The following is a 20,490-nucleotide window of genomic DNA, read 5'->3' as shown; positions in this document are numbered from 1 at the left end:
AGATCACGCCAGGCCGCGTAAACACTAGAGATCATAAAATCTAGCCGGTCTGGCGAGGGCTGAAAAGGTCTCCGCTTTCGCCCAAATTTCTCCCAAGCTTGACACATCTCACTCAACGAAAATCGATTCTATAGCTGACGGCGTGGAATGAGGCGCTTGATGTTACATCAAGGCAATCTTGTGACTCTCCAACTGTGCACGTTGCTCAATGATCTGTCCTCCCTCAATTGCAACCACTCTTCCAGCGGAGTTGATAGTCTCGGGCCGATGAGCCACCATTATTCGGGTCAAATTTAACTGACTAAGAGCATCATTGACTTTCTGTTCATTACTCACGTCCAAATGACTAGTGGCCTCATCCAACGCCAATATTTTCGGCTTCTTATACAAAGCTCGAGCCAGCAAAACGCGTTGCTTTTGGCCGCCAGACAGACTGCTGCCCATGTCGCCAACCAGAGTCTGGTAGCCCATTGGCATCGCCACTATCTCTTCATGAATTGCGGCTTGCTTGGCACAGTGTTCTATTTGTTCGAAATTTATATGACTGTCAAAAAAACTGATGTTGTCTTGTATTGACCCAGCCAACAAAACGTCTTCTTGCATTACGGTTCCTACTAATTGGCGATAAGCGCGAATACCAATTTGTGTGATTGGAATATTGTCGATCAAAACTTCGCCTTCAGTTGGCTCCAGCAATCCTAAAATGATCTTGCATAAAGTCGTTTTCCCGCAGCCGCTCGGACCAACCAAAGCGATGTTTTGGCCAGACGGTATGTTTAAATTGATATTGTTCAGTACCCAAGGTTCACCCTCGGCATAACGGAATTTGAGATTCCTCAATGTGATCGAAGGCTTGATGCGGCTCAAGTCCGTTTCTGTAGCAACCTCTGGCTCGCTTTTCTCCATCACGATGTCTGCAAGTCTTTCGGAATGCATCCCCAACATTCTCAGATCAATGAACAAGTCGATGAGATTGAAGATACGGCTGGAGAATGTTCCGGCATAACTTGAAAAAGCCATCAACATGCCGACTGTCAAAGCGTTTTGCATGACTTCTCCGGCGCCGACATAAAACAGCGCTAAACCTTGTCCGCCAAAGATGGCTGTATGGCTAATTTTGAATAAAATCGCCAGTTTTTGTGTTTTGATCTCGCGATTTTGCACATCCATCATCAAATTCTGCCAGCGCGCCATTCGTTCAACTTCTCTGCCGAACAGCTTTAAAGGAGTGATGGCGCGCACCGTCTCCAGGAAATTGCTGCTTTCCTTCGACGACAAAATCAACATCTCCTGCGACGCATCACGAAACGGCTGATAGAAGATCCAACGCAAGAGCGCATAGAGAACTACTGCGATGACAACCAACGGCGTCATTTTTGGACTGTATGCCAACATCATGCCGAAAGCCAAAAGTGCCATTAATCCATCTAAGGCACTTTCGACAAACATGCTGGTCAGCGTACTTTGTATGGCATGAATACTGCTGAAGCGAGATACCACATCGCCGAGATGACGTTTTTCAAAGTAAGCCACGGGCAAGCGCGTCAGGTGCGCGAATACACGTACCGACCATTGCATACTAATGTCCATGCCCCAACGCATCAGAAACCAACTGCGCGCCAAACCGATGGCGGTCTGGACAATCATCAGCAAAGCAAAGCCCAGTACCAGCACCGTCAGCAGTTCTCGATCGCCGCTGACGATGACATCGTCAATGACGAATTGATTAAACAGCGGTGAGGCAATTGCAAAAATTTCCAATACCAACGCCAGGATCAACACTTGTGTGACAGCGCGACGCAGGCCAATGATGGGGCCGGTCAGATCACGCAATGCTATTCGCTTGCGTTCATCTTTGCTCTTAAAAGCCGGATTGGGTGAAATCTCAAGAGCAACGCCAGTGAAATACTGCGATATTTCTTCCAATGATACTCGTCGTTCACCCACTGCTGGATCAAGCACAAGCGCGCTCAACTCGCCTCTCCAGTTCTTGCTCACTTTCTTGAGAACCACAAAATGATTCAGGTTCCAATGCAAGATACATGGTGTTTGTAGTTGGGTCAGCTCATCCAACTCCAAGCGTAAAGGTCGTGTGTTCAACTCCAGCACGGCAGCGTGACGCATTAACTGCGCAAGCGTCACTCCTTTTAAACTAATCAGGAATTGACGACGCAGATCTGCCAGATCAACGCGATAACCATAGTAGTTGGCGACCATAGACAAGCATGCTAGGCCGCATTCGCTCGCTTCAGTTTGAAGTTGTGGTTTCAACAAATTATCCCATTAACAGATGCGCTCTTCTTTGCGCTTTTCTCATGACGAACATTTATGATGTGTTGGGCACTTGGAGCTTAGTTTCCAAATACCATTTTTTTAAACCGCCTTATAGAAATTGAATAACATTGTGAGTGATTTTCCATGCTCATTGAGTAATATTGTATTGGTAAGGAAGAATGGAATCTTTAATAGGCCATATTTTTTTCAGGAAAAAAAGCAACCCTATCAAGCCAAGAATTGAACAAAGAAGCAACCAAGGTCCAATCGCTGTCATAACGTTAGCTAAATCTGTAATTTCACTTGCGGACATTTTTTCACCGGATTCAGAGTTATAAAACATAAACACAGTAATATTATTATTAATAATATGAATAATAATAGCGGAAAATAATGAATGTGTTTTTATATAGACAATTGAAACAAAAATTGCAAAGAAAAATTGAATAAATATAAATGCGTGAAAATGTACAAGTGCAAATATTATTGATGAAAAAATAATGGCACGAGTGACGGACATTTTTAACATGAATTTTTGCAAGATTAGCCCGCGAAAGAAAAATTCCTCAATAATTGGAGCGAATAAGCACGGAAATAAAATATCAAGAAAAACCGACCTCTGTAGTAAATTTGCTTTAGAAGATGCATTGTCAATCAGCAAATATAATGAATTTGGGGAAAAGCGAAAAATAACATAAAATACTGCCCCGAGAATCAGCATCATTAATATCAGCAGAAAAATATAAAGAAAAATGTATAAAAAATCTTTAAAAAATCTGGGAATATTGCCAAATATAGCTGTTAATGAAATTTTTTCTTTAAATACAAATAATATTGAAGAAATTGCAAAAATCACATTTGGAATTACAATTAAATTCTCTTCATCAACATAACCCTTTATTAATGTTATCACTATTACATTAACAAATAATCCGACGATAAATATCCATAAAACTGGAAATTTAGATAATTTTTTTTGCATTTGTTTTTATCGGAAATTAGTCAAAATGATTTTTTAAGAAAAAATATTTATTCAAAAAATGAATTTAATAAAAAAGAATGCAGCTACATATATATTATTTAATGTAGCTGCATTTATATCCAACCTATATTATCTACACCGTCATGATACGTACACTACCACTGCGTGGCATCCCGCTTTGCCCGCTTCCAGTATAGTCGCCCCGGAATGTTTCCCGACGACCAGTATCCCCGCCTTTATCATGTTTGGGCTCTTGCGGTGGGTTTGGCGGTGGTGCTGGAGGCGCAGGCGGAGGTGGCTTTGGCGTTAGCGCATCAACAATTCCCTGCCCGATTGCACTCGAAGCAGCGTCTTTGGCTATTTCCTTAATCACTGGCCATAATTTTTTTCCGACATCTGTCAAACCGGCTCCTGTTACTGCCTCAATTTCGATTGCATTTAACTCGCGCATCTATTTCTCCAACTACGACAGAATAAAGGGGTCTGTCCTTTCCCCAACGACACCTGTTTGCAGCCAATCCAATAAACGCCAGGCTAACGGGTTCACATGCCTCCGACTTCGTAATCACTTTCAGCGACGTGTAACTGCCACATCAGCGCTGCCCCGAGGTTTTAGCCCTAGGTATTTTATTTATCGAAAGGGGAACAAGTCCTTTTCTACCAATCTGCCAATTAATCCTGATTAATGGCGACTGAGCCTCTTTTCAAACTTCCGCCAGCACCTGTACCCGTACCGGCACCTGCGCCACTACCGCCGCCACCGCCGCCACCGCCACCGCCGCCTCCGCCTCCACCGCCTCCACCACCGCCATTTTTAGGAGGTGGTGGAGGCGGTGGCGGTGGTGACTTTGGCGTTAGCGCTTCAACAATTGCCTGTCCGGCTGCACTCGCAGCAGCGTCTTTGACCATCTCTTTAACCACTGGCCCTAATTTTTTTACGACATCTGTCAAACCGGCTCCTGTTACTGCCTCAATTTCGATTGCATTTAACTCGCGCATCTATTTCTCCAACTACGACAGAATAAAGGGATCTGTCTTTGTCCCAACCACACCTGCTTTCAGCCAATGCAAAAACTCTCGACTAATGTGTTCAGATCCTCGGACTTTGCAATCACGTTCAGCGATGCGTAACCGCCAAAATCGGCTCAACAATCCACTCCCAAATCTTTCTTCTGTCTTGCATCACATCTGCTTCCAAGGTCATACCCGGCTTGAGATATTGCGCTTGTCCATATGCTTCTATGCTCTGCTTGTCCAGCCTGACCTTGATCCGATATAGCGCTTCGTTGCTGTTGAATCCCTGAATGGTTTGCTGTGCATTGCTGAGTATTGTGCTGGCCAAGTTAGGTGGAAGCTCATTCGGCGCAAAAGGGGTTTTACTGACATCAATGACACGACCTTGTTGCAGGCCAAATTTCTGATAGGGATAGGCGCTAAAGCGAATTAGTACCTGCTGTCCTGGAATAACGAAACCTGCATTCCGGCTGGGGGTATATAGATGGACTTCGAGGCTATTACATGCTGTTGCGGTGTCAGTCCCGCTTGCGGGTATCATCGTCGCAAGAACCTGTCCTGCGCTCACAGCTTGCCCCGGTTGATAGGTAATTGTGGTAACTATGCCCGCTTGCGCTGCGACGATCAGACTTCCTTTGCGAGAATGGTTCTCAGCCATTTCTTGTTGCAAGCTCGCTTCATTACCTTGTAGTTGAGCGTTGTCAGTCGCTAAATTGTTGGCCAGTACAGCCAAGTCAGCCTGGAGACTTTGGCGGTTCGCCTGCAATTGAAGTTTATTTCTATTGAGACTACTCACACGTGCTGCTAGATCGATCAGATCTTCTTGTTTTTGCTGGGTCTGTGCCGGCGATACATAACCACTTGCTTGTAGGGCCTCATATTTGCTTAGGCTTGATTGCCCTAGATCATGCCGGCGTTGAGCAAGTGCAATTTCTTGTTCCAGTTGTCCGGCCTCGGCGGCGAGATTATTGAGATGTTGAATAATCGCCTGCTTTTTCTCCAGGTATTGTGTAGCGCGCAAACGCTGCTCAGTTTCTAGCGATTGTTGACGAGCAGCCAATTGTTGTGAGATCAGCGCAGTGATTTCACCTTGATTTCCCTGACGTTCCGTTGATAGTTCAAAGAGGGTCTGCCCAGCGACAACTCTTTGTCCCTCTGTGACATGGGTATGAATTAATACGCCGACATTCGGAGCATTTATCGTCAAACTGCCACAGGTAGGGACAGTGATGCCAGCAACCCTAGCTTTTTTTGTGATGCTGCCAAAGGAAGCGTAAGCAACGAGTGTGGCGCCTACCACAAGAGCCATAAAGGTTATCGCCCAAGCCGAGAGTGGTTGCGCCAGACGAATAGAGCCAACCCATTGACTACTGTAGGCGGTCAATACCTGGGGGCGAAACAATGATAACGGCTTATTTATTTCGCTCACAAATGCTCAATCCCGACAAAATTATGCATAGATAACATTGCTTTATTTCTTTATGAATCTTTGTGTATCGAAATGTATCTTAATAGATTGTCTAATTGTTAAACATTGTTAATATGGAATTTTTTTGGCGTGTTGTTAATTCGCATCATCGTATTTGTTTACCAAACAGCATGCCTGACTGTGGCTGCTCGTTAAATAAATCGTGATCAAAATGCGCCTTTTTGCGTCAAACCGTTGCAGCCAATTTTCCCCCGAACCCAGTGCATCTTGGGGACTTGGCGTTTTTGCGAACTGCGTTAAAAGCAGTGTATTTAACCTCCTGGGCAGGCGTGGGGGACTGCGTTTTAAAGGCCGGATACATGCATGTTCGCCATGGATAAGACCAGGAACAGGGGGGGTAAAAAAACAGCACGAGGCGGCTTGAAACGATACAGGCGCAGCCGTCTCACTACGGCAGCGGGACAGGTATGCGCTCGACAGAAATTAGAAATTTAAAGTGGAGCCAAATAGGATCGATTGACAAACTTGATTCGCTTCCAACCTTCAAAAAGGCTAAAGACCTCAGCGGATCGGGTAAATTGGCTACTTACGAAAGTAATTGAAGCAGTTCTCAAAATCGCGGTCACGATAAAACCCACTTGCGATTATGTAATTCACGATGGTCATGGCATATCCCATATCGCGAAAGATGTGCGCGAAAACTGGAACAAAGCGTGCAAGAAAGTTGGGTTAAAAAATAGCCGCTATATGATCAAAGATCTCCGCACAAATATTGGCTGTGCAAGGCAGCCGGATAAAACTCAAAAATCCCTATCCTGATATAGTGTCAGGTTGATCCGTTTGATATGGCATTGCCGTGCCGGCCTAGTCACCGGCCAGCGGCATAACTTAGCCTTTCAGGCGTGAAAATTGCATTTCCAACAAGCCAACACGGCCTTAAACTTACGCTGAAAGCTGTAGATGGATAAAAATCGGGAAGAGATCCGCATCCGGGGTGCACGTACGCATAACCTCAAGAACATCAATCTGGATTTACCACGCAACAAACTGATCGTGATCACCGGCTTGTCCGGCTCCGGCAAATCGTCGCTGGCGTTCGACACCCTGTATGCGGAAGGCCAGCGGCGCTATGTCGAATCGCTGTCTTCCTACGCGCGCCAGTTCTTGCAGTTGATGGAGAAGCCGGATGTCGATCTGATCGAAGGCTTGTCGCCGGCGATTTCCATCGAACAGAAAGCCACTTCGCACAATCCGCGCTCTACTGTCGGCACCGTGACCGAGATTCACGACTACCTGCGCTTGCTGTATGCGCGCGTCGGCACGCCGTATTGCCCGGACCATCCCGAGAAGCCGCTGGCGGCGCAATCCGTGTCGCAGATGGTCGATGCCGTGCTGGCGATGCCGGACGATACCAAGCTGATGATCCTGGCGCCGGTGGTAGCCAATCGCAAAGGCGAGCATGTGGATCTGTTTGAACAGATGCAGGCGCAGGGGTTTGTACGCTTCCGTATCCAGAGCGGCACCGGCACGGCGAAGATCTATGAAGTCGATGATCTACCCAAGCTGAAGAAAACCGAGAAGCACACAATTGACGTGGTCATCGACCGCCTGAAGGTAAAGGCGGATACCAAACAGCGCCTGGCGGAAAGTTTTGAAACCGCGCTGCGGCTGGCTGAAGGCCGTGCAGTTGCGCTGGAGATGGACTGCGGCGCCGAGCACATGTATTCCAACAAGTTCGCTTGCCCGATCTGCGGCTATTCGCTGCAAGAGCTGGAGCCGCGTCTGTTTTCGTTCAATAATCCGATGGGCGCCTGCCCGGAATGCGATGGCCTCGGCCATATCGAATTTTTCGATCCGAAGCGGATTGTCGCCTTCCCTAACCTGTCGCTGGCCAGCGGTGCTGTCAAGGGCTGGGACCGGCGCAACCAGTTCTATTTCCAGATGCTGACCAGCATCGCCGCGCACTACGATTTCGACATCGACATGCCGTTTGAAAAATTGCCGGAAAAAGCCCAGCAGGCTGTGCTGTACGGCTCCGGCAAGGAAACCATTCCGTTCAGCTATGTCAATGAGCGCGGCCGCACCGTGATCAAGGAGCACACCTTTGAAGGCGTGGTCAACAATCTGCAGCGGCGCTACCGCGAAACCGATTCGATGGCGGTCAAGGAAGAACTGGCCAAATTCATCAATGAAAAAGAGTGCCCGTCCTGCCACGGCGCTCGCTTGCGCGTCGAGGCGCGTTTCGTCAAGGTCGGTAATGGCAAACAGGAACGCGCCATCTATGAAGTCGCGGCGACACCGTTGCGCGAGACTTTGTCGTTCTTTGAAAAACTGAAGCTGACTGGCGCCAAGAAAGAAATCGCCGACCGCATCATCAAGGAAATCGTTTCGCGCCTGACCTTCCTGAATAACGTCGGTCTCGATTACCTCTCGCTGGAACGCAGCGCCGATACCTTGTCCGGCGGCGAAGCGCAGCGGATCCGCCTGGCTTCGCAAATCGGCTCGGGCCTGACCGGCGTCATGTATGTGCTGGATGAACCGTCGATCGGTTTGCATCAACGCGATAATGATCGCCTGATCGAAACCCTGCGGCACCTGCGCGACATTGGCAACAGCGTACTTGTGGTGGAGCATGATGAAGATGCGATCCGCACCGCCGACTACGTGGTCGACATGGGTCTCGGCGCTGGCGTGCATGGCGGCGAAGTGATCGCGGAAGGTACGCTGGAGCAAATCCTCAAAAGCAAAAAATCGCTGACGGCCAAGTACCTGAACGGCACCCTGAAAATTGCCGTGCCGGAAAAGCGGACTCCGGCAGATCCGGATCGCCAGTTCATTATTACCGGCGCTACCGGCAACAACCTGAAGAACGTGACGATGAATTTGCCAGTCGGCTTGCTAACGTGCGTTACCGGCGTTTCCGGTTCGGGCAAGTCGACGCTGGTCAACGATACCTTGTATCACGCAGCCTCGCGGCATCTGTACGGTTCTCAGGCGGAACCGGCGCCGCATGAATCGATCGGCGGCCTGGAGCATTTCGACAAGGTCATCTCGGTCGACCAGGCGCCTATCGGCCGCACGCCGCGTTCCAATCCGGCGACCTATACTGGCTTGTTTACACCGATCCGCGATCTGTTCTCGACCGTGCCAATGGCCAAGGAACGGGGCTATAACGCCGGACGCTTCTCCTTCAACGTCAAAGGCGGCCGCTGTGAAGCCTGCCAGGGCGATGGCGTGATCAAGGTTGAAATGCACTTCCTGCCAGACGTGTATGTTCCTTGCGACGTTTGCCACGGCAAGCGCTACAACCGCGAAACGCTGGAAGTGCACTACAAGGGCAAGAGCATCACCGAAGTGCTGGGCATGACGGTGGAAGAGGCCTATGAGTTCTTCAAGCCAGTGCCGATCATTGCGCGTAAATTGCACACCTTGCTGGATGTCGGTCTCGGCTATATCCGCCTCGGCCAAAGCGCCACCACGCTCTCCGGCGGCGAAGCGCAACGGGTCAAGCTGTCGCTGGAACTTTCCAAGCGCGATACCGGCCGCACCCTTTACATCCTGGACGAGCCGACTACCGGCTTGCACTTCCACGACATCGATCTACTATTAAAAGTGATTCACCGCTTGCGCAATCAAGGCAATACCGTGGTCATCATCGAGCACAACCTGGATGTAATCAAGACTGCCGACTGGCTGATCGACCTGGGTCCCGAAGGCGGCGCCGGCGGTGGCCGCATCATCGCTACCGGCACACCGGAACAGGTGGCGGCGAATCCAGCCAGCGTCACTGGTAAGTACCTTGGACCCTTGCTGGAAAAACCAAAGAAAAAATAAACAAGCATTGCTCCGACCAATACGGCCGGAGCAATGCAATAACGAGATAATGATGTCTACCAAACCCGCACCGGCGCTATCCGCAACGCAGATTGACGCTTTTGAAAAAGATGGTTATTTGATTTTGCCGCGCATGGTTTCCGCGGCAGATTGCGGATTAATGGCGGCCACTACCAATGCCCATCTGGCGCAGGCGGTGGCGCCGCTGGAGTATGAATCCGAGGTCGGCTATGCCGGCGCCCCGGCTTCGCTTGAAAGCGTCGGCGGCCGCACTGCGCGCCGCCTGCGCAATGCCTATCAGCGTCACGATACGTATCGCGCCTGGGCCACGAATCCGCAGTTGGTGGCGATGCTGGAGCTGCTGTTGGGCGAAGCCGTGTGCCTGACCTTGTCGCATCACAATTGCGTGATGACAAAGCATCCGCATTTCGGCACCGCAACCGGTTGGCATCGCGACATCCGCTACTGGTCGTTCCTGCGCAACGAATTGATTTCAGTGTGGCTGGCGCTGGACAATGAAAATGCGAATAACGGCGCCCTGCGCTTCATTCCGGGCTCGCACCGTTTTGACATCAAACCACAGCAGATGGATGAGCTGGATTTCCTGCGGCCGGAAATGGCGGAGAACCAAGCCTTGTTTGCACAGGGAAAATCTGTCGAGCTACAGCAAGGGGATGTCGTATTTTTCCACAGCGGACTATTCCATGCCGCCGGCAGGAACAACACGGAAGCGGTCAAGGAGTCGGTGGTGTTTGCCTATCACGGACAAAGCAATCCACCCTTGCCCGGCAGCCGCTCCGCCGCATCGGAAGACATTCTGCTGACCCGCTAATCACTGCTTGGTTTCTTGTTGGCGGCAGTATCACTCGCGCCGCCAGCGCATTGTTCCTGCCGCACGCCGGCCCGTCAGTTCACACTTTCAGGCCGGGTTAATTCAGACTTGATGCAGATGCCGGGCGCGCACGATTGTTTCCGATTTACGCTTTTTCAGCCAGATGGCGATGCCGGTAATCGTGAACAACAACGGCAGCAAACCCAGGAAAGCGATCAGGATCTTGCCCGGCAAACCCAGCAACTGCCCGGTATGCAGGCCGTACTGGACGCCGATAAAGGTATCGCCCGCCGAACCTTTCAAGGGATCAAGCGCATTCAGCACCTTGCCGTCCACTGCATCGACAAAGACCCGCACGCTACCGCTATCCTGAATGTCGTTTTGCTTGCGCAGGCGCACCTGATACAGGCGTTGCTTATCGTCGCGCGCAATTCGCACTGGCGTCGACAGCGGCACGCTCGCCTGAGCCGCCTCCAGCGCTTGCTGCCAGTCGATTTGCGGCTTGCCCTCATGCATTGAAGACTTCGGTGGTTTTGTCAGCGACGACAGGCTGGCGACCATCGGCCGCGCGACATCGGGCAGATTCATCACGGCGCCCGTAAAGGCGGTCACTACCAGCAATACTCCCGCGACCATCCCGACCGAGCGGTGCAAGTCATACATCAAGCGAAAACCGCCGGCGCCGCGCTTGATCGAAAGCGCCTTGCGCCAGCCGCTGCGATGCTTGGGCCAAGCCAGCGCAAAACCGATCAGCAAGGTTGCCAGCCACAGCAAGCCAAGGCAACCGGAAATAATGGCGCCTGTCTTGTCCAGCAGCAGGTAGCGATGCAGGCGAAACAGGAAGGGCATCAGGTTTTGCGGCGCAAGACTAACAGCCTTGGTGTTACGTTCGCCGACCATGGCAGCGGTGACCGGGTCGATAAACACGGTATCAACCGGCAATGCGTCATCAGGATGGCGGGCACGTAATCTGGCCTGCAAAGGCGCATTGTCACCCGGCTCCATTGAAAAGAAAGCCAGCCGGGCATGGGGATATTCGTGCTCGATCTTGGCTGCAAGTACCTCGAAAGGCTGGTGCGGACCGGTAGAGGCACGATGATAGAACTGGGGATTGAGCCAGGCATCGAGCTCATCATTGAATGCCAGCGCACTGCCGGTGAGTCCCGCCATGACAATGAACAAAGACAGCAACAAGCCGCTGTAGCGGTGCAATTTGACCAACCAATGACGCAATGCTTTTTTCACAATCCCACACCTGCCCTTAAAAGATGTGTATTGTAAATGCCGATTGAATGAGAATGGGTATTATTTCAAAAATCTTCATCGCTGCGCTGGCTGGCGCTGGTCCACGCTTGCAGCAAACGCCCTTCGGCACGAGAAATGGCTTCGGCAGCGCCCCGCAAGACGACAATGTCTCCTGCCTGCAACACCGCATCAGGCGTGACGGCAATCCCGCTGCGGCCACGCCGCACGGCGGTGATTTCCGCCCCCATTTCCGTCAGCCCGAGCCAGGCCAGCGTACGGCCGATAGATCGGGCGCCGTCCGGCAGTGCGACCGAATGCAGGCGCACCTGCAGATGATCGGCAGCATCCGGCGCATCGTCGACGCCATGGAAAAAGCCGCGCAAGGCGGCATAGCGCTCATCGCGCGAAGCCTGTACCCGGTGCACCACACGACGCAAAGGTACGCCAAGCATGACCAGCGCATGCGAGGCCAGCATCAGGCTGCCTTCCATGGCTTCCGGCACGACTTCGGTGGCGCCCGCGGCGCGCAGTTTGTCGAGATCGGTGTCGTCATAGCTGCGCACAATCACTGGCAAGGCTGGCGCCAGTTCGCTCACATGATGCAAGACTTTCAAGGCTGACGGCGTGCTGGCGTAGGTGATGACCAGGGCGGCAGCGCGGTGCACCCCGGCGGCCACCAGGCTTTCGCGGCGCGAAGCGTCGCCATACGAAACATGGGCGCCGGCGGCACGCGCATCGCGCACCCGGTCGGGGTCGAGATCGAGTGCATGATAGCCGATGCCCTCCTCTTCCAGCAGCTTGGCGAGGCTTTGGCCGCTACGGCCGAAACCGGCAATGATCACGTGTTTCTTGGTTGACATGGTACGGGTGGCGATCTGCGTCAGCGCCAGCGATTGCATCATCCATTCGCTGGAGGACAGCTTCATGACGATCGCATCGGATTTGGCCAGGATAAAAGGCGCCGCCAGCATCGACAACACCATCGACGCCAGGATCAGTTGCACCAGCAAGGGGTCGACCAGCTGCAGGCCGCCCGCCTGGTTGAGCAGCACGAAACCGAACTCCCCGGCCTGCGCTAGCGCCAAACCGGTACGCAAGGCGACACCGGTGGACGAGCGGAATACCTTGGCCAGACCGGCGATCAGGGCAAACTTGAGCAACACCGGACCGATCAACAGCAACAATACCAACCACCAGTGCTCAACCACCAGACGCAGGTTGAGCAGCATGCCGATGGTGATAAAAAACAAACCCAGCAGCACGTCGCGGAAGGACTTGATGTCCTCCTCTACCTGATGCTTGTATTCGGTTTCCGAAATCAGCATGCCTGCAATAAAGGCGCCCAACGCTAACGACAAGCCCGCGCGCTCTGTAATCCAGGCCGCTGCGAGGGTGATCAGCAGCAAGTTAAGCATGAACAACTCTTGCGAACGACGCCGCACCACGATCTGGAACCAGCGGCGCATCAGCTTTTGTCCGAAAAACAGCAACACGGCCAACACCAGCAACGCCTTGCCGCTGGCCCAGGCGAGCGTCGCCAGCAGGTTGCCGTTATGTTCAGCCAGCGCCGGCACAACGATCAGCAGAGGCACCAGAGCCAGGTCCTGAAACAGCAGAATGCCGATAATACGGCGGCCATGCTCGCTCTCCAGTTCCATGCGTTCGGTCAGCAATTTGGAAACGATGGCCGTGGACGACATGGTTAACGCGCCACCCAGGGCGAACGCCGCCTGCCAGCTGATATTGGTGAGTTGCGGCAGGATGATCGCCATCAACCAGCTGAACAGCATGGTCGCACCGATAGTCAGCAGCACCTGCGCCATGCCGAGGCCGAACACGATATGCCGCATAGCCGTCAGTTTCGGCAAGGAAAACTCGAGGCCGATAGAAAACATCAGGAACACCACGCCGAATTCGGCCAACGCATGGGTAGTGGCGTTGTCTTCGGCAAAACCAAGCGCATGCGGTCCGATCAGGATCCCCACCGCCAGATAGCCAAGCATCGGCGGCAAATGGAAACTGCGGAACGCCACCACGCCCAGTACCGCCGAGCCCAGCAATAAAATGGTCAGTTCAAGTCCGGAAAGCATCTTCGCCTAAAATGTAAATTGATTTAATACCAATATTATGTTGCAGCAACGCCAAATGCGGACGGACTGAACACAGATTAATTGAAGCTGATCTGGACTGGCAAGTTTTTTGCTTTGGGAATTCGTTTATACTTTCGGGATGACTCTACCCGATGCCCCACTTTCGCCCAAAACCTTGTCCGTCACATTCGATGCAGGACGTGCGCTGGAGCTTGCTCGCAGCACCTTGCAAATCGAAGCAGATGCCATCACTGCACTGAAAAACCGGATTTCCGACAACCCTCACGATCCTTTCGCCAAGGCGATCGGCTTGCTGCTCGGCTGCAGCGGCCGGGTGGTCGTATCGGGAATCGGGAAATCCGGCCATATCGCGCGCAAGATCGCCGCGACGCTGTCCTCGACCGGGACGCCGGCGCTGTTCATCCATCCTGCTGAAGCGGCGCATGGTGACCTCGGCATGGTTACTGAACATGACGCCTTCATCGCCATTTCCAATTCCGGAGAAACCGCCGAACTGATGGCGATCGTGCCAATCATCAAGCGCATGGGCGCCACCTTGATCGCCATGACCGGCAAACCGGATTCAGCGCTGGCGCAACTCGCCAATGTGCACTTGGATGTCGGCGTTGTCCAAGAAGCCTGTCCGTTGAACCTGGCGCCTACCGCCAGCACCACCGCTACCCTGGCGATGGGCGACGCCCTGGCGGTAGCGCTGCTGGATGCGCGCGGCTTCCGCGAAGAAGATTTTGCCCGCTCGCATCCGGGCGGCGCCCTTGGACGCCGCTTGCTGACCCACGTGCGCGACGTCATGCGCAGCGGCGAAGCGATTCCCGCGGTGACTGCAGATGTCTCGATGTCGGTGGCGCTGTTTGAAATCACCCGCAAGGGCATCGCCATGACGGCGGTGGTCGACGAGAATTTCCATGCAGTCGGCGTGTTTACCGACGGCGACCTGCGCCGCCTGATCGAGCAGGTGCAGGATTTCACCAAGCTGAAAATCGCCGACGTGATGCATGTCCCTCCACGCACCATAGGCCCGGACCAGCTAGCCGTCGATGCGGTGCAGATGATGGAAGAATTCCGTATCAACCAGTTGTTGGTGACAGACGCCGACGGCAAGTTGGTCGGCGCCTTGCATATCCATGATCTGACCCGCGCCAAGGTAATCTGATGGCGGCCACCATGTCGACCGATGCAAACAACGGCAAGGGCGTCGCTGCAGACGTCTTAAGCGCGGACGCCAGAGTGCGCGCAGCGAGGGTGCGCCTGATGATTTTCGACGTCGACGGCATCCTGACCGACGGCGGCCTGCTCTATGGCGCCGACGGCGAACAGATCAAACGTTTCAACGCTCTCGACGGACACGGTATCAAGCAGCTACAGCAAAGCGGCGTCGCCACAGCGATCATCAGCGCCCGTCAGTCTGCCATCGTCAGTCGTCGCGCCGGCGACCTGGGCATCGCCCATGTGCAGCAAGGCGTACACGACAAGTACGCGGCTTTTGTCAAACTGCTGGAGCAACTACAGCTGACGGCGGATGACTGCGGCTTCATCGGCGACGATGTGATCGACTTGCCGATCCTGTCGCAAGCCGGTTTTGCAGTCAGCGTGCCGAACGGCCACCGCGATGTGCGCAGCCGTGTCCACTATGTCACGCAAGCCAGCGGCGGCCATGGTGCAGCGCGCGAAATCTGCGACATCATCATGCAGGTGCAAAATACCTACGACGCCACACTGGCGACCTATCTGCCTCCCCACCAGCCAGGCGTGGCTCCGGTATGAAAAATCTCCGCACCACTTACCGTTTTCGTTTCCTGCTGCTGCTGGTGCTGTTCATCCTGCTGGCATTGGGCAGCTTCTGGCTGCTGCAAGTCATGCACAAGAACACCGAAGATTCGCTGCCGAAACCGGCCCGCACCGAGCCCGACTATTACGTTGAGCATTTCAACTATGTCCAGATGTCGCCCACCGGACAGCCGCGCTACAACATCGCCGGCGACCTGCTGACGCACAATCCGGTCAATGATTCTTTCGACGTGCAGAAACCGGTCATCCACAGCCTGGACAAGGAGAAGCCGCCGATGAACCTGGTCGCCGACCGCGGCATGATTGAGGACAACAACAGCAAGGTGCACCTGTACGGCAACGTCAATGCCGATCGTCCAAAAACGCCGAAGGCCGACAACTTCCACCTGAAAACGGAATACCTGCTGCTATTACCCGACGACGACATCATGGAAAGCGACAAGCCGGTAGAAATTACCTTGGGACTGTCGACCTTGAACGGCACCGGCATGCATTTCAATAATTCCACGCGTGAACTGAAGCTGTTCAGCAAGGTGCGTGGCGTCTTGCGCAGTACGCCGCGCGTTGCCGCCGATGAAGCGAAAAAATAAGCGGATCAACAAGACATTTTATGTGTAGGCCCCTATTCATTACCCAGGATTTTTCATGAAACGATTACTTTTTCTTTCCCTGCTGCTGCTTGGCGCCATAGGCGTCGCTCATGCAGAAAAAGCCGACTCGGAGAAACCGACCCTGATCGACTCCGATACGCTCACCTACGACGATGTCAAACAGGTCAACGTCGCCACCGGCAATGTAGTCCTGACCCGCGGCACGCTGGTGATGCATGCTGACCGGGTAGTAGTGACCACTGATCCTTCGGGCTATCAGTTCGCCACCCTGTATGCGGATCCGGGCAAGCTGGCCACTTTCCGTCAGAAGCGTGACGGCGGTCCCGACTTGTGGATTGACGGTCACGCGGAACGCATCGAATACGATGGAAAAACCGAAGTCACCAAACTGTTTTCGAAGGCGCAGATGCGCCGCTTGCAAGGTGACAAGCCGACCGATGAAGTCAACGGCGAATTCATTTCCTACGATAGCCGCACTGAATTTTATTCCGTCAACAACACCGTCAACGGCGTCAGCGAGGCTGGCAAAGGGCGGATTCGTGCGGTCATTCAACCACGGCCAAAGGTAACAACGCCATGACCGCTCCTAGCACCCTGATTGTCAAAGACCTGCAAAAAAGCTACGGCGCGCGTCAGGTGGTCCACGACGTTTCGCTCGAAGTCCGCTGCGGCGAAGTAGTCGGTTTGCTGGGGCCGAACGGCGCTGGCAAGACCACCTCGTTCTACATGATCGTCGGCCTGGTGCCTTCCGATGGCGGTGCGATCGACCTGGACGGCGTCGACATCTCGCGTCTGCCGATCCATCGGCGCGCAGTGCTGGGCCTGTCGTATCTGCCGCAGGAAGCATCGGTATTCCGCAAGCTGACGGTAGAAGACAATATCCGCGCTGTGCTGGAACTCCAACGCCCCAACGGCAAAGCGCTCAGCAAAGCCGAAATCGACGAGCAGCTGCACAAGCTGCTACATGAGTTGCAAATCGAAAAGCTGCGTGAAAACCAGGCTTTATCTCTCTCAGGCGGTGAGCGCCGGCGTGTCGAAATCGCGCGTGCGCTCGCCACCAATCCACGCTTCGTGCTGCTGGATGAACCGTTTGCCGGGATCGATCCGATCGCGGTGATCGAGATCCAGCGCATCGTCCGCTTCCTCAAGGAACGTGGCATCGGCGTGCTGATCACCGATCACAATGTGCGCGAAACGCTGGGCATCTGCGACCGCGCCTACATCATCAACCAGGGCAGCGTGCTGGCCAGCGGTAGTCCGGATGACATCATCGCCGACGAGTCGGTGCGCCGGGTATATCTTGGCGAGCATTTCCGCATGTAAGTTCACAGGATTCGGAATGATGTAGTCGGAGACAGAACAGGCCGCTGTCCGGCAGCGGAAATTAACGTTGTCTCGCATTTAGTTAACAGTGAATTGTCAGCACGGAATCCATGAAACAATCACTCCAGCTTCGCACCTCTCAACATCTTGCGCTGACCCCGCAGCTGCAACAGTCGATCCGTCTGTTGCAGCTGTCGACGCTTGAATTGCATCAGGAACTGGAACAGATCTTATCCGACAATCCACTGCTCGAGCGGGTCGACGATCCACTCGACAATTCGGTGCGCCTGCTGGCTGATGGCGCCATCAGCGGCAGCACCTCCACCATGGATGCGCCGGTAGGCGACAGCGAGGTCAGCAGCTCGCCGGCCGAAGGCGAAGCCAATTTCGATGCGCCCGCAGCGCCTGAGAGCGCTCCGGAGAACGCCGATAGCGACTGGAGTTTTGACGATATCGCGCGTAGCGCGAAGAGCTCGGACGATGAAGATGCGCGGCCCCAGCTGGAGGCCCACGAATCCACGTTGCGCGAACATCTGCAACACCAAATGCGCGAGACAGTGCACGATCTGCGCGATCGCGCCCTGGTCGAACTGATGATCGATGCCCTCGACGATAACGGCTATCTGGAAGAGTCGCTGGAAGAAATCCTGGGGCGCTTGCCGGTTGAGCTGGAGATCGCTATCGAAGAACTGTCGATGGCGTTGAAAATGGTGCAGAGCTTCGATCCTGCCGGTGTCGGCGCACGCAATGCGGCAGAATGCCTGGCCTTGCAGATCAGGCGCTTTGTCAAATTGCCATTTGTCACGCGTCGCCTGGCATTGGCGATTGTGCAAGATCACCTGATGCTTTTTGCGCAACGCGATTTCAATAAAATCAAGAAGGCTCTGGATTGCGACGACGAGGATCTGCGCGAGGCGCAAGCCGTCATCAAACAATGCAACCCGCACCCCGGTGCGCCGTTCGCGGCCAATGCATCCGATTATGTGGTGCCGGATGTGATCGTCCGGCGCGGCAAACAGGGCTGGCAGGTCATGCTTAATAATGACGTCATGCCAAGGCTCAGGGTGAATGTCCTGTATGCCAATATTTTAAAGCAGAGCAAGGGCGACGGCGCCCTTACATCCCAGTTACAGGAAGCCAAGTGGCTGATCAAGAACATGCGGCAGCGCTTCGACACTATCTTGCGCGTTGCACAAGCGATAGTGGAACGCCAGAGGAACTTTTTTTCGCACGGGGCGGTCGCCATGCGGCCGCTTGTGTTGCGCGAAATAGCTGATACACTGGGTCTACACGAGAGTACTATTTCTCGTGTAACCACTCAGAAATACATGCTCACTCCCCACGGGATGTTTGAACTGAAGTATTTCTTCGGCAGCCATGTTGCTACTGAGGCAGGTGGAGAGGCTTCCTCAACAGCAATACGGGCACTCATTAAGCAACTCATAGGAGCGGAAGATTCAAGAAATCCTTTCTCTGACAGCAAGATTGCCGACATGCTTGCGGAACAAGGTATGGTGGTCGCCCGCCGCACCGTCGCAAAATATCGCGAAGCATTAAAAATTCCGTCTGTTAATCTGCGCAAGGCCTTGTAGTTGTTTCTGGTTTGATTGTTAAGCTTACCCTTGCTATGTTCGGACATTACGGCTGTTTGTGATTTAACGACTCTTGCCAGAACAGTCCCCTGCGGATTGTTCGCTTAAAGATTCGATGCAGTCTGTTCAGAACCGCTAGCAATATTCTTGATAGGAGCGCTGTATGAACTTCACCATCAGTGGGCATCACCTCGAGTTAACCCCTGCCATTCGCGAATATGTACAAAGCAAACTAGAGCGTATCAAACGCCACTTCGACCAGGTCATCGATATCAGCGTGATCCTGACGGTCGACAAAATCACCGAAAAAGAAAAGCGCCAAAAAGCAGAAATCAATCTGCGCGTTAAAGGAAAAGATTTGCATGCTGAGAGTATCGCCCATGATCTTTATGCCGCCATTGATGCCCTGATCGACAAGCTCGATCGCCAAGTCATCAAGTACAAGGACAAGATGCAGGATCACCAGCACGATGCGATCAAGCACCTGCCGGAAGACCTCCCAGCCACGACCTGAACCGGCCGCCAATCCCGGCGTATGAGCTGCACTGCTCACGCCAATGAATGAACAAGGGCGCAGTCAATGCGCCCTTTGTTATTTTCAACTCTTTAGAGCGGCTTCAAACACATCTGGGGTTGCTGCCTCTCCTGGCCGTACTACTCGCGCTGCCTTCGTCGAAGCGTCTAGCCAGTTGTGTTTGAAGCCGCCTCTTAATTAATTCATGTAAATCATTTTACTGTTTGCGGCAGTCCGCCTATTTGAGAGCGCCGAAAACTTTGCCGATGATCGCGCTGCCGGCGCCGACCGGATCCTGGCGAATCGCTTTTTCTTCTTCGCCGATCATGGTGTACAAACCATCCAGTGCACGTTGGGTAACATATCCCTCCACCGTCGATTGCTGCGCCGGCACCATGCCGGTTTTGCCGACCTGCCCCATGATCGCGTTATATTGTCCCGACAAACCGTTGCGGTCGGTCACCCCTTTGACGATGGGCAGGAATTTTTCACCCAGTTGGGCCGAGGTCTTTTGCCGGAAAAAATCCGTCACCGAGGTATCGCCGCCGGTCAGGATGTTTTTGGCATCGGTCACCGACATTGATTTGACCGCATTCAGCAGCAAGGGCTTGGCCATCGGCACCGCCGCTTCCGCCGCATGGTTCATCGATACCACCAGGTCATCCAGTTTCTGCCCTTGGCCGGTCATCTTCAGGATGGGCATGGCCTTGTCGAGCACGCTGGGCAGGCCGATTTTTACCTTGTCGTTATTCAGGAAGCCATTTTCCACGCCCAGTTTTGAGACCGCGACGTCGGCGCCTTTTTGCAGTGCTGCCTTGAGGCCGCTGCTGGCATCCTGGTTGCTGAGATCGCTTAGCGACAAGGCGAAGGCTGCGGATGCGGATACCGCCAGAGTCAATGTGATTGCTGTTTGATATAGGTGTCGCATAGTTGATCCTCAATGA

Annotated in this window: 15 protein-coding genes; 9 read left to right on the top strand and 6 right to left on the bottom strand. The window is 53.3% G+C overall.

Going from position 1 to position 20,490, the window contains the following annotated elements; translation table 11 throughout:
• Positions 1-162: 162 nt before the first annotated feature.
• The 3 genes from LT85_RS02340 to LT85_RS02330 all read right to left on the bottom strand — a co-directional run bounded on the left by LT85_RS02340 (position 163) and on the right by LT85_RS02330 (position 5,699).
• Positions 163-2,271 (bottom strand): peptidase domain-containing ABC transporter, encoded by a 2,109-nt coding sequence (locus tag LT85_RS02340; RefSeq protein WP_253273647.1) that lies wholly within the window; start codon positions 2,269-2,271, stop codon positions 163-165.
• A gap of 151 nt (positions 2,272-2,422) precedes the next feature.
• Positions 2,423-3,256, bottom strand: coding sequence for a CPBP family intramembrane glutamic endopeptidase (locus LT85_RS02335; RefSeq protein ID WP_038484788.1), 834 nt, complete (start codon positions 3,254-3,256; stop codon positions 2,423-2,425).
• Positions 3,257-4,373: 1,117 nt separating this feature from the next.
• On the bottom strand, positions 4,374-5,699 hold the full coding sequence (locus LT85_RS02330; RefSeq protein ID WP_156117406.1) for an HlyD family secretion protein: 1,326 nt from the start codon (positions 5,697-5,699) through the stop codon (positions 4,374-4,376).
• A gap of 960 nt (positions 5,700-6,659) precedes the next feature.
• On the opposite strand from LT85_RS02330, the gene uvrA reads away from it, so the two are divergent.
• Positions 6,660-9,533, top strand: coding sequence for an excinuclease ABC subunit UvrA (gene uvrA, locus LT85_RS02325; RefSeq protein WP_038484783.1), 2,874 nt, complete (start codon positions 6,660-6,662; stop codon positions 9,531-9,533).
• Positions 9,534-9,585: 52 nt separating this feature from the next.
• Positions 9,586-10,365 (top strand): phytanoyl-CoA dioxygenase family protein, encoded by a 780-nt coding sequence (locus tag LT85_RS02320; protein WP_038494803.1) that lies wholly within the window; start codon positions 9,586-9,588, stop codon positions 10,363-10,365.
• A 102-nt stretch (positions 10,366-10,467) separates the two neighbouring features.
• On the opposite strand, the gene LT85_RS02315 is transcribed toward LT85_RS02320, so the two are convergent.
• Both LT85_RS02315 and LT85_RS02310 read right to left on the bottom strand, forming a co-directional pair.
• Positions 10,468-11,610 (bottom strand): PepSY-associated TM helix domain-containing protein, encoded by a 1,143-nt coding sequence (locus LT85_RS02315; protein ID WP_156117404.1) that lies wholly within the window; start codon positions 11,608-11,610, stop codon positions 10,468-10,470.
• Between the two features lie 65 nt (positions 11,611-11,675).
• Positions 11,676-13,700, bottom strand: coding sequence for a cation:proton antiporter domain-containing protein (locus tag LT85_RS02310; RefSeq protein ID WP_038484776.1), 2,025 nt, complete (start codon positions 13,698-13,700; stop codon positions 11,676-11,678).
• Between the two features lie 139 nt (positions 13,701-13,839).
• On the opposite strand from LT85_RS02310, the gene LT85_RS02305 reads away from it, so the two are divergent.
• The 7 genes from LT85_RS02305 to hpf all read left to right on the top strand — a co-directional run bounded on the left by LT85_RS02305 (position 13,840) and on the right by hpf (position 19,546).
• The gene (locus tag LT85_RS02305) at positions 13,840-14,871 is read left to right on the top strand and encodes a KpsF/GutQ family sugar-phosphate isomerase (RefSeq protein WP_038494800.1); all 1,032 of its coding nucleotides are present in this window, start codon (positions 13,840-13,842) and stop codon (positions 14,869-14,871) included.
• A gap of 11 nt (positions 14,872-14,882) precedes the next feature.
• Positions 14,883-15,482 carry an HAD hydrolase family protein gene (locus tag LT85_RS02300; protein WP_052135473.1) on the top strand — a complete coding sequence of 200 codons (600 nt, stop codon included), beginning with the start codon at positions 14,883-14,885 and terminating at the stop codon, positions 15,480-15,482.
• On the top strand, positions 15,479-16,096 hold the full coding sequence (lptC, locus tag LT85_RS02295; RefSeq protein ID WP_038484773.1) for an LPS export ABC transporter periplasmic protein LptC: 618 nt from the start codon (positions 15,479-15,481) through the stop codon (positions 16,094-16,096). The genes LT85_RS02300 and lptC overlap by 4 nt, the downstream gene beginning before the upstream one ends.
• Positions 16,097-16,151: 55 nt before the next feature.
• The gene (gene lptA, locus LT85_RS02290; RefSeq protein ID WP_038484770.1) at positions 16,152-16,697 is read left to right on the top strand and encodes a lipopolysaccharide transport periplasmic protein LptA; all 546 of its coding nucleotides are present in this window, start codon (positions 16,152-16,154) and stop codon (positions 16,695-16,697) included.
• Complete coding sequence (gene lptB, locus LT85_RS02285; RefSeq protein ID WP_038484767.1) at positions 16,694-17,440, top strand: LPS export ABC transporter ATP-binding protein; 747 nt, start codon at positions 16,694-16,696, stop codon at positions 17,438-17,440. The genes lptA and lptB overlap by 4 nt, the downstream gene beginning before the upstream one ends.
• Positions 17,441-17,550: 110 nt before the next feature.
• On the top strand, positions 17,551-19,032 hold the full coding sequence (locus LT85_RS02280) for an RNA polymerase factor sigma-54 (protein ID WP_038484764.1): 1,482 nt from the start codon (positions 17,551-17,553) through the stop codon (positions 19,030-19,032).
• Positions 19,033-19,195: 163 nt separating this feature from the next.
• Positions 19,196-19,546 carry a ribosome hibernation-promoting factor, HPF/YfiA family gene (gene hpf / locus LT85_RS02275; protein WP_038484761.1) on the top strand — a complete coding sequence of 117 codons (351 nt, stop codon included), beginning with the start codon at positions 19,196-19,198 and terminating at the stop codon, positions 19,544-19,546.
• Between the two features lie 238 nt (positions 19,547-19,784).
• Here hpf and LT85_RS02270 read toward each other — a convergent pair whose 3' ends face one another.
• The gene (locus LT85_RS02270; protein WP_038484758.1) at positions 19,785-20,474 is read right to left on the bottom strand and encodes a DUF4197 domain-containing protein; all 690 of its coding nucleotides are present in this window, start codon (positions 20,472-20,474) and stop codon (positions 19,785-19,787) included.
• Positions 20,475-20,490: the final 16 nt, after the last annotated feature.

Source organism: Collimonas arenae, assembly GCF_000786695.1.
Taxonomy (GTDB): Bacteria; Pseudomonadota; Gammaproteobacteria; order Burkholderiales; family Burkholderiaceae_D; genus Collimonas; species Collimonas arenae_A.
This window is presented reverse-complemented; position numbering and strand designations above follow the sequence as displayed.

Coding starts and splice junctions, on each gene's coding strand:
- LT85_RS02335 (WP_038484788.1), bottom strand. CDS start 3,256: ATGCAAAAAAAATTATCTAAATTTCCAGTTTTATGGATATTTATCGTC.
- uvrA (WP_038484783.1), top strand. CDS start 6,660: ATGGATAAAAATCGGGAAGAGATCCGCATCCGGGGTGCACGTACGCAT.
- LT85_RS02320 (WP_038494803.1), top strand. CDS start 9,586: ATGTCTACCAAACCCGCACCGGCGCTATCCGCAACGCAGATTGACGCT.
- LT85_RS02310 (WP_038484776.1), bottom strand. CDS start 13,700: ATGCTTTCCGGACTTGAACTGACCATTTTATTGCTGGGCTCGGCGGTA.
- LT85_RS02305 (WP_038494800.1), top strand. CDS start 13,840: ATGACTCTACCCGATGCCCCACTTTCGCCCAAAACCTTGTCCGTCACA.
- LT85_RS02300 (WP_052135473.1), top strand. CDS start 14,883: ATGTCGACCGATGCAAACAACGGCAAGGGCGTCGCTGCAGACGTCTTA.
- lptC (WP_038484773.1), top strand. CDS start 15,479: ATGAAAAATCTCCGCACCACTTACCGTTTTCGTTTCCTGCTGCTGCTG.
- lptA (WP_038484770.1), top strand. CDS start 16,152: ATGAAACGATTACTTTTTCTTTCCCTGCTGCTGCTTGGCGCCATAGGC.
- lptB (WP_038484767.1), top strand. CDS start 16,694: ATGACCGCTCCTAGCACCCTGATTGTCAAAGACCTGCAAAAAAGCTAC.
- LT85_RS02280 (WP_038484764.1), top strand. CDS start 17,551: ATGAAACAATCACTCCAGCTTCGCACCTCTCAACATCTTGCGCTGACC.
- hpf (WP_038484761.1), top strand. CDS start 19,196: ATGAACTTCACCATCAGTGGGCATCACCTCGAGTTAACCCCTGCCATT.
- LT85_RS02270 (WP_038484758.1), bottom strand. CDS start 20,474: ATGCGACACCTATATCAAACAGCAATCACATTGACTCTGGCGGTATCC.